Annotated in this window: 6 protein-coding genes and 2 pseudogenes; 3 read left to right on the top strand and 5 right to left on the bottom strand. The window is 57.2% G+C overall.

The genetic code is table 11. From position 1 onward, the window contains the following. Positions 1-372 precede the first annotated feature (372 nt). Together CKW07_RS21385 and CKW07_RS21380 are read right to left on the bottom strand one after the other, a co-directional pair. A pseudogene (locus CKW07_RS21385) lies at positions 373-1,248 on the bottom strand (DUF927 domain-containing protein); the annotation flags it as partial. Positions 1,249-2,210: 962 nt separating this feature from the next. Then, the gene (locus CKW07_RS21380; RefSeq protein ID WP_095146926.1) at positions 2,211-2,636 is read right to left on the bottom strand and encodes an ester cyclase; all 426 of its coding nucleotides are present in this window, start codon (positions 2,634-2,636) and stop codon (positions 2,211-2,213) included. A gap of 331 nt (positions 2,637-2,967) precedes the next feature. Here CKW07_RS21380 and CKW07_RS21375 point away from each other — a divergent pair, with 331 nt between their 5' ends. Both CKW07_RS21375 and CKW07_RS25780 read left to right on the top strand, forming a co-directional pair. Beyond that, positions 2,968-3,942, top strand: coding sequence for a LysR family transcriptional regulator (locus tag CKW07_RS21375; RefSeq protein ID WP_176465359.1), 975 nt, complete (start codon positions 2,968-2,970; stop codon positions 3,940-3,942). Between the two features lie 341 nt (positions 3,943-4,283). After that, positions 4,284-4,382 (top strand): annotated as a pseudogene (locus CKW07_RS25780) (LysR family transcriptional regulator); the annotation flags it as partial. 350 nt (positions 4,383-4,732) lie between these two features. On the opposite strand, the gene CKW07_RS21365 reads toward CKW07_RS25780, so the two are convergent. From CKW07_RS21365 to CKW07_RS21350, 3 genes are all read right to left on the bottom strand, one after another. Then, on the bottom strand, positions 4,733-7,573 hold the full coding sequence (locus CKW07_RS21365; protein ID WP_176465358.1) for a DUF5801 repeats-in-toxin domain-containing protein: 2,841 nt from the start codon (positions 7,571-7,573) through the stop codon (positions 4,733-4,735). Between the two features lie 590 nt (positions 7,574-8,163). After that, positions 8,164-9,300 carry a nickel/cobalt efflux protein RcnA gene (locus tag CKW07_RS21355; protein WP_095146923.1) on the bottom strand — a complete coding sequence of 379 codons (1,137 nt, stop codon included), beginning with the start codon at positions 9,298-9,300 and terminating at the stop codon, positions 8,164-8,166. A 7-nt stretch (positions 9,301-9,307) separates the two neighbouring features. Further along, positions 9,308-9,601, bottom strand: a complete 294-nt coding sequence (locus tag CKW07_RS21350; RefSeq protein ID WP_095146922.1) for a metal-sensing transcriptional repressor — start codon at positions 9,599-9,601, stop codon at positions 9,308-9,310. Positions 9,602-10,797: 1,196 nt separating this feature from the next. On the opposite strand from CKW07_RS21350, the gene CKW07_RS21345 reads away from it, so the two are divergent. After that, on the top strand, positions 10,798-13,073 hold a 2,276-nt coding region (locus CKW07_RS21345; RefSeq protein ID WP_371850666.1), incomplete at its 3' end, for a DUF5801 repeats-in-toxin domain-containing protein.

Genomic DNA, 13,073 nt, shown 5'->3' with positions numbered 1-13,073 from the left:
TAAAAGACCTTGCAGCCCTTGTTCTGTAAGGGCTCCAGAGGATTACCAGAATCTCCGGATCTAACACCGGTCTACCTGAGCCGTGACCGAATTGAACCCCTATCTAACGGCATTCAACGAAAAATGCTCAGTCTGGCCACTCGTTGAATACTGGCGGGATTGCTCAATACGTCGATGTTGGTGTTGGTGTGGTGTACGAATGAAAAGGCCGCCAGGGGTGAACCCAGCGGCCTACGGTCACCTCAAAGCCAGGGAATTAATCCGGCGCAACTGCGTACTTGCCGGCCAGTTCCAAGGCCACCACATCATCCACTGCCGAACGCTCGAAGACCTCCATCTGAGCAGTTTCGACGTCCTTCTCGCTGATCTGGCGTAGCAGCGCATACCGGCGTTCACGTCGACCATGCGCAACTCGGCGCCCGCGTGGGCGGCATTGCCGGAAATGGCGGCGTGCTCAGAGAGGGAGCGCTCGCCACTGGACAGGGTGAGCAGGCGCCAGCTCAGCTTGGCCCGACCTTCGCGCTCGCGGGTCATGGTGCCCTTGCCTTGACCGTTGGCCAGCGAGTAGGCCATTTCCTGGACACGCTTCGGATCGGCGCGCTTGATTTCGTCCAGCGGCAACAGGGTGTCATTGCGACCGGCAGCCTCGATCTCCAAGCCACCCTTGGTCATGTCCCAACTGGCGGCGAACACGCCCGGGTCGCCCCACACCGACGAACCAATCAACTGCGCCAGGGACTTGCCGCTGGAGCTGTCGCCCACCAGGTGCACACCACCGCCCAGCACGCCAACCAGACTCAGCAGTGGTCCAGCCAGTGCGCAGCCGATAGCCAGGGTCAGCACCGGGTTGCCCGCGCACTTGGCGGCGACTTCGGTTTGCCAGAGCGCCAGCTCGCCGCGCACGCTGAACAGGTTCTGGCCTTTGCCGCTGGCTTGATAACGCACCTTGTCGCTGCCGAGAGTGCGCCCAGGCAAGACAAAGGCGCCCGACTCATGCCAGCCCGGACGGCCCGTGGTGGCGAAGACTTCTTCCGGACGCTGCTCCAGCAGGTACTCCATGAAGGCAGCGCGCTTTTTCAGCGCGATGATGACGCCCATGCCGAACAGCTGGCGGCGGGCATCCTCGCCACTGCCACCGAACACCTCCATGGGAATGATCCATTCCTTGATGCCGCTGTCGGTGAACAGGCGCAGCAAGCGTCCCTCGCTGCTGTCGTCGCTGTTGGTGGTCCGGGCCGTCACGGTCAAGCGCATTCAAAATCTGGGCGTCGATAGCTTCGGCCTCGGCTCGCAAAGCTGTTAGCAGAGGCTCATCGTTCTTCTTTGCCTGACGAGCTAGCTGGCTGGCAGCCGTCGCTTCCTGCGTCGACTTCTCAGCGGCGGTGCTGCCTTGAATATCACCAGTGGCCGTTGCCCGGGCACGCGCCTGAACCGCGATTTGCAGCGCCATGTCAGCGCTCTTTGCTGCGCCTTCGTGCTTGGTCTCAATGTCAGTAATGGAGCTATGCACACGCTCTACGCCGTCCCTTAGCCGTGCAATCTCTGTCGCAAGCTCTTGGTCTCGCTTGCTGTTGGCCGCAATTTGCTTGTCGGCGTTGAGCAGCGTGGAAAGGCGAAGGATGTCTTTGCCAAGGTACAAAGCTTGCCGATTGAGATTCGTGGCGGCCTGTTCCAGGTCCGCGACCTCGTCCTGCAGATGGAGTCGCTGTTGCCACTGTTCTTGGGAGCAGTCGTCACAGTTTAAGGGGAGACTATCGAGCGTATTCCGCAACGACTCGATCTGCACCTTGAGCTCTTTATGGCTAACCACCAGTCAACCGACTGAAATCCACGGCCCGCTTGGCTCTCAGGCGAATTGACGTTAGCCGAGTTAACCTGCTCAAATGCTTAGTTAACGGGCTACAGGCCACGACTCATAAGGCTTTCAGCCCAGTTAACCACCCGAGTTAACCAGTTAACTAACTTTGGCGGGGTGCCGCTAACGAATTTGCGCGAGTCTTCGCACCCGTATTCGGTCGAAACTGCCAGGGTCCCCGGTGTGTTTCTGGAGAGGGCACGCCGCCATCGAGGGGCACACCACTGACCGATGGTTGGTGGTGTCCACGGTAACAAAAAGGCCCCGAGCACCCCAGTGGGCCAAGTTGTTGTGCCACCGCTGCGAGCAAGCGCTCGCAGCGATGGGCTTGGCTTCCTGATGCCCTTGCTAAGCGTTAGTCGTAATTGATGATTCCGAGCTGTTTTGCCATGAACAGTTCGTTTCGTTCTACGATTTCCTCGACGACCTTACCTTCTTCGTTAAAACGGAAGTACGTCAGGGCCGTCCAGGTCAGGCTCTTGCCTTCTACGTTAAAGCCATGCCATGTATTCGATCCGGTGGCGTAATGCGTCAATGCGACCACAACAACGTCATCAGTGACGACTTCCTTACTAAACGTAGTTTTGATTGTCTGATACCGGTCGAGAACATTTATGCTCAAGGCTCGCTTGAAGTTCTCCAAGCCGCAAATTGGAGCATCACAGTCCGGTCGATGCACGATCACGTCGGCATCAAAGTACTCGGAAACTCTCTCGGCATCTTTTCCGTCAACGCAGTATTTAAAGTAACTTTTAACGGTTTCGAGGTTTTTGATGCTCATATAACACTTACTCCGCTTATGTTGATGAAAATCGAAACTATAACAAGAACTGAAAAGGGAGAATCGGCAAGGCTCATGTGCTTTCTAGTGGAAGTTTAAGATTGCACCTGGCTGAGCAATGTCGATTCACTGCGGCAATAAACCAAGATGCATGGCATAAGTAGGGCGCGTGCCTGCAACGCTTTACGTCAATACGTCTTGAGTCTCTTGGCAGTGCTCAACCGAGCGTTCGTGTGGAGAGGGCTGTTTCGCTTGGACAGATTCTAGGGGGGGTTATGATATTCGTAAATCTAGAATATATTGGATGTGGTATCGACAATTGGAATATCACATGAGTTTAGACAGACTGGAAAAATGGGCGACGGTCAGGCATTTCCGCTTGGCTATAGCTCTGTTTGAATATGGCAGTGTCGTGCACGCTGCGCGCTCGCTCAACCTCTCACAGCCAACGGCGAGCAAATTGTTACAGGACCTCGAGGAGGCTGTGGGGGCTCAGCTCTACATACGGAACCGTCGGGGCGTTACGCCTACAGAGCTTGGCCGGGCCTTTGTAGAGCGCAGTCGTATGGTTCTTGCACAGCTAGACCACGTTTCCCAAGCAATCGATGCTCTTGGAAAGGGGCATGCCGGGCGTGTCGCTATAGGAAGTGTGTTAACGGGATCAAGTTATCTCGTGCCAGCGGCGATTGCACGACTTTGGAAAAGCCGGCCAAGCGTCCGCATTAAAATCGTCGAGGGAGTGAGCGGCGAACTTATACCCCGGCTCATCTCGGGGGAACTGGACTTCCTAATTGGGAGGCTTTCCGATGTTAGCTCAAGTGTTGTTGTCTCTCAGGAAGCTCTTTTTAGCGAGAACGCAATTATTGTTGCGCGGCGTGATCACCCTCTCGCTCAGCAACCCAAGGTAAAGCTCGAAGAGTTCGCACGTGAGGCATGGCTTCTTCCACCAGTAGAGACTACTTTGCGGAAGCAGTTCGATAGTATTTTCTACCGAGAAAATGTTGATCCACCGCATGCAACTATAGAGACAGTATCTTTCTTTAATATACTTTGGCTGCTAAAGCAGACGGATCTTCTTGGGATATTACCTCAGTCGGTGGTTTTTGATCCGGCACACAGTAGTAGTCTTGTTCGTCTCCCCGCTTTCGAACCTTTGATTTTGGAACAGATCGGTATTTCTCGCCTAGTGGGTACTACATTGTCACCTGCTGCTTGCGCTTTAGTGGAAGCACTAAGAGACGTAATGCGTAGCACCTCAACAATTGGGGGAGACTTTCCGGGGAAGACTGATCTTGGTTCTCTGTAATGAATGCAGTGAGTTGTGTTCAGCCAGTCGCCACTGGTACGGGCGGGTCAAGACGGATGCAAACCGTGGTCAGGTAAGTGCAATTGCGCAGTAATGCTGACTGCTGTCAGCAATACCCCGTGCCAGCACCACGCAATACGTTTCTGTCGATTGGTCCGCGAGTCAAGCCACAGGACGGTATAGGCGCTTTTGAATCCTCTCGTAATGTTTCTTGAAAGGCAGTGCAGGCCTTGTTCTGTAAGGCTTGCAGAGTATTACCAGAATCTCCGGATCTAACACCGGTCAACTTGAGGCGTGACCGAATTGAACCCGTATCCAACGGTACCCGGAGATACCTTCGGGCCCCCGTCTCTGTCTATGCGCTAACCGAGACCCGGCTGCTTCCGGCCAAGACGCAACGGTTTATCGAGTTTTTGCGCGATAAGCTCGAGTGTGTCTAAGGAGCCTCGGTGATCACGGTTCTGCTCCTCAGATACTTTAGGCCAGCGCACATCTAAAGAGACAGGAGCGCCGTTCAAGCAATGAAAATGGTTATGCTTCGGTCTCGATTTAATGTCTGAGTTGGGCCGAAAGCAACCCCACTGTGAGCGCCATGCACGCAATTGTCAGGGGGCCTGGCGTGTTTCTGGAGAGGGTAGGCCGTTGCTTGGTGTGGCGCCGCGCTCTTCAAGCCTGGTGGTGTTCGAGCGTTCACAGCGGATGCGATCGTGCGGATCTCCTATTCAAACTGCAGAAGCAATGCGAGGGTGGTTCCTACGCCACCCTCGCATCCTTTTACCCGCGCGACGCCTCAGACGCTGCCAAGAACAATGTCGCTAGACAGAAGATCAATCCCGACCAAGGTAATGGTCGTGACGTCTCCGCCAGTTTCGGCAACCGTCACGATGCTGTCTGCGCCGCTGTTGTCGATCTGGACAACGGCGTTCTGGTCGCCGTTGAGCACCAGGGTGTCTCGCAGGTTGGCGCCCGCATCGAAGCCGGTGACCTGGTACAGGTTCTCATCGAATGACAAATCGACGTTGAAGGCATCACGCTCACCGCCCGTACCCACCAGCGTGTAGTCGAAGGCGCCGACCAAGTCGTTGGCGAACAGGTTGGCGTCAAACGTACTCGTCGCCGAGTCCCCATCCTTGTCCGTCAGCGTCGCATTGAACGCCAGCTTGATATCGCTGGCCAGGCTCTCGCTCTGCTGAATGAACTGGATCACCGGGATCTTGATATCGCCCCGGCCCATCGTGAGCTGAACAGCGTCGATCAGCGCCGTACCCTCCTTCTCAATGAGGAAGGACACCTGCCCGCCGGCCTCTGGAGTCAGGCTGTTCACTTCGATGAGGTTCGAAAACGTGCCATCCTCATAGTAGATCCTGTAGTACAGGTCCTCGGTCGCCGTGTTGTAACCCGCCACGGAGTTGTCGATGAAGACCTTCATGCCCGTCAGCAGGCTCTCCGGATTGACGACGAAACTTTCATCGGCGGCGCTGATTGCCACCAGGTTGTCTCCTTGGAAAACGTTGTTGGCGACGCCGATGCCGGAGGTACTGACGTTCATGGCCGCCGGGTCGATGTACGACGGCAGAGGGGTGGTCTGTAGCGCGGCTTCGGTGGGGTCGGGTGCTCCGAGCCCGATGCCGGTCAGGATATCCGCAGTCGACGCAAGCGCCTTCGCGGAAAAGAACACAATCTCCTCGGATGCCGAAGGAATAGCCGGGTTATCCGTCTCCGGAATTAACAATGTGCGCACTGGATCCGGACCGCCGGCAGCCAGCGAGCCGTCGGCACTGCTGAGAACGATCGTCGAGCTGAAGCCTTGCACCAGATCCAGTGCATAACTGCCATCGGCGAAGGCGGTCAGCGTGTAGTCGACGGTGGTATTCGCCGTGGCGGCGTTGTTGTCGAAATCACCGGTCAACGTCCCGGCAAACTGGTACGCGCCATTGGCGTCCGGTGAGGGCACCAGCTCGGTGAGCGTGCCGGTCCCGGTCGTGGTCGTGTTGTCTGGCCTGACGAGGGTGAACTGGCCATTGACCAACGAGATATTCAGACCGGTCGCCCCCAGCCCGTCGGCGCCGGCCGAATTATTCCAGAACCCGGTTTGCGGCAGGACGCTACCGGTCCCGATCAGGTTGCCGAATGCGAGTGTTGGGCCATCATCTTCGAAGATGATTTTGGAGCCGATTTCGGCGGTCGAAACAGCGGTTTGGAGCAGCGTGAAGCCACCGATATCAAAATCGGCGTGGGTATTGCCCCTGGCATCGAGGGCCGCCCCGTTCTCGACGAGTACGCGGTTATGATCCGCCGCCGTGGTGTATTCAATCTGGTAGCCGGCTTTAACGCCGGTGATGGTTGCAACCCCACCGGTGAAGCTGATGGTAATGGCCGGATCATTCACTGATCCGTTTGAATTCTCGATCACCTGCCCGGTGCTGATGTTGAAGACGCGAACATTGGTGATGCCAACCGGCGTGTCATTCGCATAGCCGTTGATGAAATTCACGCCAGGTTCAGCCGCGGTGCTGAATGCGCTGATTTTTACGACAGCACTCTTGCCGCTTTGCAACTGCACGACGTCGAAATTGGCCATCCTCGCATTGAAGACGGCGGTAAAGTCGATGTTGGATTCAACATCTGCTTCGTTCTGACTAAGGTTGGGAATGGTCACATCCTGCCTGGCGCCCGTGACGAACGAAAAGCGGATGCCGTCCTGTTCCGTAATCATCTGGTTGTTGGTGCCGAAGGTGGTCGGGTTAGCCGCCTGGCTGGTAATGATCGTGTCGCCAGTGTTTATATTGGCGCCGCTTGACTGGTCTGCGGGGTCCTTGCCGGTGGCGATGATGGTGGGATCCGTGATCCGCAAGACACCAGCGTCATCGACAACTGTCGGGTTCGCCTTCGTGAACATCAGGAAGAGGTTCGCACCGGAGGGCACACCGGCCAGACTGAATTCCAGGTCCTGACTGGCTCCGACGAAAACAATACCCGACAGATCGACAGCATCGTCGGGGTTGCTAGCGTCCGGATGCTCGAGCGGTTCGAACTGCACGACCCAGATCTTGCCGCCCGTGGCCGGCGATCCGGTTTCTTCAATATAGGCAGCGAACACGACCGCGCCGGCTGGCCCCCCGGCTCGCCCCACAACGATGTTGTTATTCGTATCCGTATAGAGAAGGATATTGACGCCATCGAGGGTATCCAGTCCGCTGTCCAGGCCATTGAGCGGTGCGCCAAGGCTGTCGGTGAAGCTGATATCGGTAATGTTTGCTCCGGGCGCAGCGTTGATGCTGAACGCATTGCTGCCCGTATCGCCCACCGCCCCCGTATAGCCACTCAAGGCGGCAGCCGTTACGGCACCGGCCCCAAGCGCGGTCAACCGGGTAGAGAAGATCGAGGGCAGGGACGCCACCAGAATGTCATTGTCGTCAGCGTCTCCCGCGGGGCTTGCAGTGGCGGTGCCGTTCTGCAGCCCGGCGGTTTCGTCCAGCGTAACGTTCACGCCGGTCGCCAGGACGCTCGGAGTGCTGGCCGCGATGGTGGCGGTGGTGACGGTCGGAACGTATAGGGGAGCCGGATCGCTCACGAAGGTAGAAGTACTGTCGTCGCTCGTTAGCGATGAGTTTTTTGTGCGAATAGACATGATGTTCTCCCGAGCAATTTCAGTGACCGCGGCCTGACCGTGGGCCTATTTCTGGTACATGCGACAACTATGGATAAGCGCCACAGGTTGCACATCGGCCGATACTCCCAGGCGGGGTGGGAGTTTCAGACTACTGGGGAGGGGGGGACGGAATGTCGTGAAGGAGCGGCGCCGCATAGTCTGTTTGTGAATGAGGACATGGCGGCGGTGCTCAAGGCCGCCCGGGCTTTAACCGCCAGCGCGTCGTGCTGAATTTGAGCCAGCTCAGGCGGCTGTGTGCGCACAGGCGGTAGGTAAGTCAATACCACTGTCATGGTGCTGACGGCAATTAGCGATACTCCAACTTGGGCTATCCCTTCGCAGGCAAAGTCTGCTTGGCAAGTTGTGATAAGTAAGGCCGTGCACCCTTTAGAATCAAGGGATCACAGCTATGCGCGAAGGCAGCCACGGACGTCATCGAAAGGACTGCGGCGATCAGAAGGGCAAATAGTTTCATCAGGCGAACGCCATGCTCATGTTGTTTTTAGGGTGAGCTTTCTCACCTTAAGCATGATGCGGCCAATTGCCTCTATTTGGTGCTTAACATCACATTACCCGGTTAGGCCCATCCAGCCATGGATGCCCACGTAAAGGCCAACCCCAATGATCAACATGCTGGACAGGTATGGCGCACGACGAGCAACGGTGCCCATCCACGGCCAGCGGTTGGAGGCTTGTCTGGCACCAACAGCCGCTGCAGCACCCACAGCGACCAACGTGATCGCCAAGCCGATGCTGAAGCACAAGACGAGCATACCGCCCAATGCCACCTCTTTAACCTGAAGGCAGAGCAGCAGAACGGTAATGGCAGCCGGACAAGGAATCAAACCGCCCGTCAATCCGAACATGACAATCTGGCCCGTGGTGACCTCTCGGTTGGTGAAGCGCTTACGGATATCGTTGGCATGCGCACGTTCATGCGCATCCTGATAACCGTCAATCGACAGTTCCAGACCTTCCAGCTCGGAATGCGTATGTCCGTGATCATGCTCCTGGTACTCCAGGTCGTAATCATGGGAATGCCCTGCATGCCCCAGGCTCAAGCGAGCGCTAAATTCATGAGGTTCGGGGATATCGACCGTCGACTCCAGGAAGCTTTCGCGCTCGACGAATGAAAACATTTGAGTGCTGCCGTCTGGACGGGTAGTCGTCAGGCGAACATCCGAGGCGGGCCAGGCATGCCCGGTCAATGCTTTCATGCGCCAATGCGCTGGCATGCCTTGTTCAAAGATCGACAGTTCGACGCGGCCATGACCGGTATCGATGCGATGGGTTTCATCATGGTGACTGTGATTATGCTCGCCGTGGTGGTGGTCATCAGCTTGCTCGAACTTGAACATTTGCTCGCCACGCCAGGTACGCCAGAGCATCCACAGCGCAATCACAATGATCAGCGCGCAAGAGGCAAGCTGGAAGTAAGGCTCAGTGGTTTCGGCGTCCAGACCTTTACCCAGGTACATGCCGCCAATGGCGACCAGCCACACCACAGCGGTGTGCGAAAGCGTAGCGGCCAGGCCCAATAACACCGCCTGTTTTACCGAACCACGGATGGCCACAATGAAAGCTGCCATCATGGTTTTTGAATGGCCCGGTTCCAGGCCATGCAAAGCACCAAGCAAGATAGCGCTCGGGAAGTACAGCCAGGCGTGAGAGCCACCCTGTTGCAGCAGTTCAGCGAAATTGGGCATGTCAGTCTTAGAGATACTTGGTGATTTGTTTGAACGCTTCCAGCGGTGCGCGCTCGCCATTGTTCAAGGCCGATACGGTGTCCTCGAGGCAGTGGTCGATGTGATCCTGGATCAATGTGCGCTTCGCTTGGCACACCGCTTTCTCGACAGCATGCAGTTGCTGAGCAATGTCCACGCACTCACGACCCTCTTCGATCATGGTAATGATGCTGCGCAAGTGACCGTCTGCACGTTTAAGGCGCTTGATGATCGCCTCGTGACTTTGATGGGTGTGGGGATGGTTGTGTTCGTGCTCACTCATGACTTGAGCCTCAGGCTTCAATGAATTACGTCGGCACCATATCCCCCTGGGGGGGATGTAGTCAAACGCATGAAAGTCCTGAAATCGCGTCAAAACACAAATACTTCGCTCTGCAATACACCGAGACTAATCGACCCTGGTACCTGAGAGGCGTCGCCTTCATCGTCGCACGTCAATGACGGTGCGAAAGGGCGTCCGAGCCTGTGGCCAATACCCATCAAAGGCAGTGGCTAGGCCTGCGGATGGAGTCTGGCACTCAGCGATAGGCGCTTTTAAATCCTCATCTGTGGTTGTTTCTTGAAAGGCATTGCAGGCCTTGCTCTGTAAGGCTTCCAGAGGATTACCGGAATCTCAGGATCTAACACCGGCCTACCTGAGTCGTGATCGATTTGAACCTGTATCTAACGGTCTCAACGAGCACCGCTCAGCTTGGCTGCCTCGTTGAGTCACCCATTTTCGGCGGTTGGTTGTTATGTGGTTGATAGGCGCGAGCCCCCGCCCCCGGCCGCCTGAGCTGGCTCAAATTCAGCTCGATGCGCTGGCCGTTAAAGCCTGGGCGGCCTTGAGCACCGGCGCCATGTCCTCATTCACAAATGGACTATGCGGCGCCGCTCCTTCGCATCATTCCGTCTACCCCTTCCCAGCAGTCCCCTCCCCAGTAGTCTGAAACTCCTACCCCACCTAGGAGTATCGGCCGATGTGCAACCTCCGGCGATTATTCATAGTTCTGGGATGCAGTAAAACAGCTCCACGGTCTGGACTCGATAACTGGATTTGCTCAGGAGGAAGTCATGAGTACGCGCAAGAAAAACTCATCGCTCACGAACGATTCGACCCCTCTAACCACTCCAACCATCACCACCGACCTAAGCGACTACGCACCCGGCAGCACCGCCATCATCACGGCCAGCGGCTTCGCCGCCGGCAGCACAGTGGCGCTCGAAGTGGAGCACGCCACCGGCGCCGGCGCAGATAACGTGTGGGGCACGTCCGATGATGTGCTCGATACCAACACCGGTGAGGGACATGATCCCTGGTACGTGATCGACGGCGGCGCCGGCGATCTCGACGGTCAGGTCAACGGCAGCCTCACGACCTCGTGGTACGTGAACCCCGACGACTCGGCAGGCGCGACATTCCTGCTCTCCGCGGCTTCTGCGGGTGCCGATGGTGTGTCCGGCACCGGTGACGATGCTATGGCAACCATGTCGTTTACTGACAGCGTTCCGGGCGTCCTGGTGACCGGTGTGAACGTTACATTGGACGAAACAGCCGGGCTGCAGAACGGCACCGCCACGGCAAGCCCTGCGGGAGACGCTGACGACAATGACATTCTGGTGGCGTCCCTGCCCTCGATCTTCTCTACCCGGTTGACCGCACTTGGAGCTGGTGCCGTAACGGCTGCCGCCTTGAGTGGCTATACAGGGGCTGCGGGCAACACGGGCAGCAATGCGTTCAGCATCGCTGCGCCCGGAGCAAGCATTACCGATATCAGCTTTACCGACAGCCTTGGCGCGGCGCTCAATGGCCTGGACAGCGGACTGCTCACCCTCGATGGCACCCCCATCCTTCTCTATACGGACTCGAACAACAACATCGTTCTAGGCAAAGCCGGCGGCGTGATCGTGTTCGCAGCCTACATTGAAGAAACCGGCTCGCCGGTCTCGGGCGGCAAGATCTGGGTCGTGCAGTACCAACCGCTGCAGCATCCGGATACCAGCAACCCCGACGATGCGGTCAATCTGCTGGATAAGGTGTTCATCGGAACCATTCAGGACTCGGCATTCAGTCTGGCCAATGTGCCCTCCGGCCAGAACCTGTTCCTGATGTTCACGAAAGCGAACCCGACAACTGAAATGGTCGATGGTGTCTCGCGGATCACGGATCCCACCATCATTGCCACCGGCAAGGACCCCGCAGACCAGTCAAGCGGCGCCAATATAAACACTGGCGACAGAATCAATACCAGCCATGGGGGTGGCCCGACCACCATCGGTACCAACAATCAGATGATTGTGGAACAAGAGGGCATCCGCTTTTCGTTCGTCACGGGCGCCAGGCAGGATGTGACCGTTCCCAACCTTAGTCAGACCGAAGCAGATGTTGAATCCAACATCGACTTTACCGACGTCTACAATACAACGTCGGCCAATTTCGACATCGTGCAGTTGCAAAGCGGCAAGAGTGCTGTCGTAAAAATCAGCGCATTCAACACCGCTGCTGAACCTGGCGTGAATTTCATCAATGGCTATGCGGGTGATACACCGGTTGCAATCACCAATGTTCGCATCATCAACATCAGCACCGGGCTGGTGATCGAGGATTCAGACGGATCGGTGAATGATCCGGCCATTGGCATCAGCTTTTCTGGCGGGGTTGCAACCATCACCGGTGTCAAAGCCGGCTATCAGATTGAATACACCACAACCGCGGATCATAACCGCGTGCTCGTCGAGAACGGGGCGGCCCGCGACGCCAGGGGCAATGATCACGCCGATTTTGATATCGGTGGCTTCTCGCTGTTTCAACCCTCTATTACGACCACCGAAATCGGCTCCAGGATTATCTTTGAGGACGACGGACCCAGTATCAGCACCACCGGTGAGGAGCTAACGCTGACGGTGGACGAAACAGTCCTGGCGATCAACGACACCCAGAGCTTTGCCGCCAACTTTAACTCGGCGTTTGGCGCCGATGGGGCTGGCACTTTGACCTATGCGCTGGGCGTGGTGGCCGGAGCCTCCGGGCTGACCGACACCGCCAGCGGTGAGGCAGTCAACCTGTCGCTCAATGGCGCAGTAGTGGAGGGTAGGACCGCCACGAGCAACGCGCTGGTGTTCACCGTCAGCGTCGCCGCCAATGGTGATGTCACCCTCGACCAACTTCGGGCGGTGGTCCATCCCGACGCCACCGATCCCGATGATGCGACGAGCCTGACTTCGGACGACCTGGTGACGCTGACGGCGACCACGACCGACGGCGATGGCGACAGTGTCCAGGCGACCCTCAATATTGGGCAGAACCTGGTGTTCGAAGATGATGGACCGAGCATCAGCACCACCGGTGAGGCACCAACACTGACGGTGGATGAAACAGTCCTGGCGATCAACGATACCCAGAGCTATGCCGCTAACTTCAACTCGGCGTTTGGCGCCGATGGGGCTGGCACCCTGACCTATGCGCTGGGCGTGGTGGCCGGGGCCTCTGGGCTGACCGACACCGCCAGCGGTGAGGCAGTCAACCTGTCGCTCAATGGCGCAGTGGTCGAAGGCCGTACGGCCACGAGCAACGCGCTGGTGTTCACCGTCAGCGTCGCTGCCAATGGTGATGTCACCCTCGACCAGCTTCGGGCGGTGGTGCATCCCGACACCAGCGATCCCGATGATGCGACGAGCCTGACCTCGGATGACCTGGTGACGCTGACGGCGACCACGACCGACGGCGATGGTGACAGTGTCCAGGCAACCCTCAA

The sequence above is a fragment of the Pseudomonas sp. Irchel s3b6 genome, from assembly GCF_900187415.1.
Taxonomy (GTDB): Bacteria; Pseudomonadota; Gammaproteobacteria; order Pseudomonadales; family Pseudomonadaceae; genus Aquipseudomonas.
This window is presented reverse-complemented; position numbering and strand designations above follow the sequence as displayed.

What these genes read in the sequence shown, in the direction of transcription:
- CKW07_RS21380 (WP_095146926.1), bottom strand. Translation starts at nt 2,636, where the DNA reads ATGAGCATCAAAAACCTCGAAACCGTTAAAAGTTACTTTAAATACTGC.
- CKW07_RS21375 (WP_176465359.1), top strand. Translation starts at nt 2,968, where the DNA reads ATGAGTTTAGACAGACTGGAAAAATGGGCGACGGTCAGGCATTTCCGC.
- CKW07_RS21365 (WP_176465358.1), bottom strand. Translation starts at nt 7,573, where the DNA reads ATGTCTATTCGCACAAAAAACTCATCGCTAACGAGCGACGACAGTACT.
- CKW07_RS21355 (WP_095146923.1), bottom strand. Translation starts at nt 9,300, where the DNA reads ATGCCCAATTTCGCTGAACTGCTGCAACAGGGTGGCTCTCACGCCTGG.
- CKW07_RS21350 (WP_095146922.1), bottom strand. Translation starts at nt 9,601, where the DNA reads ATGAGTGAGCACGAACACAACCATCCCCACACCCATCAAAGTCACGAG.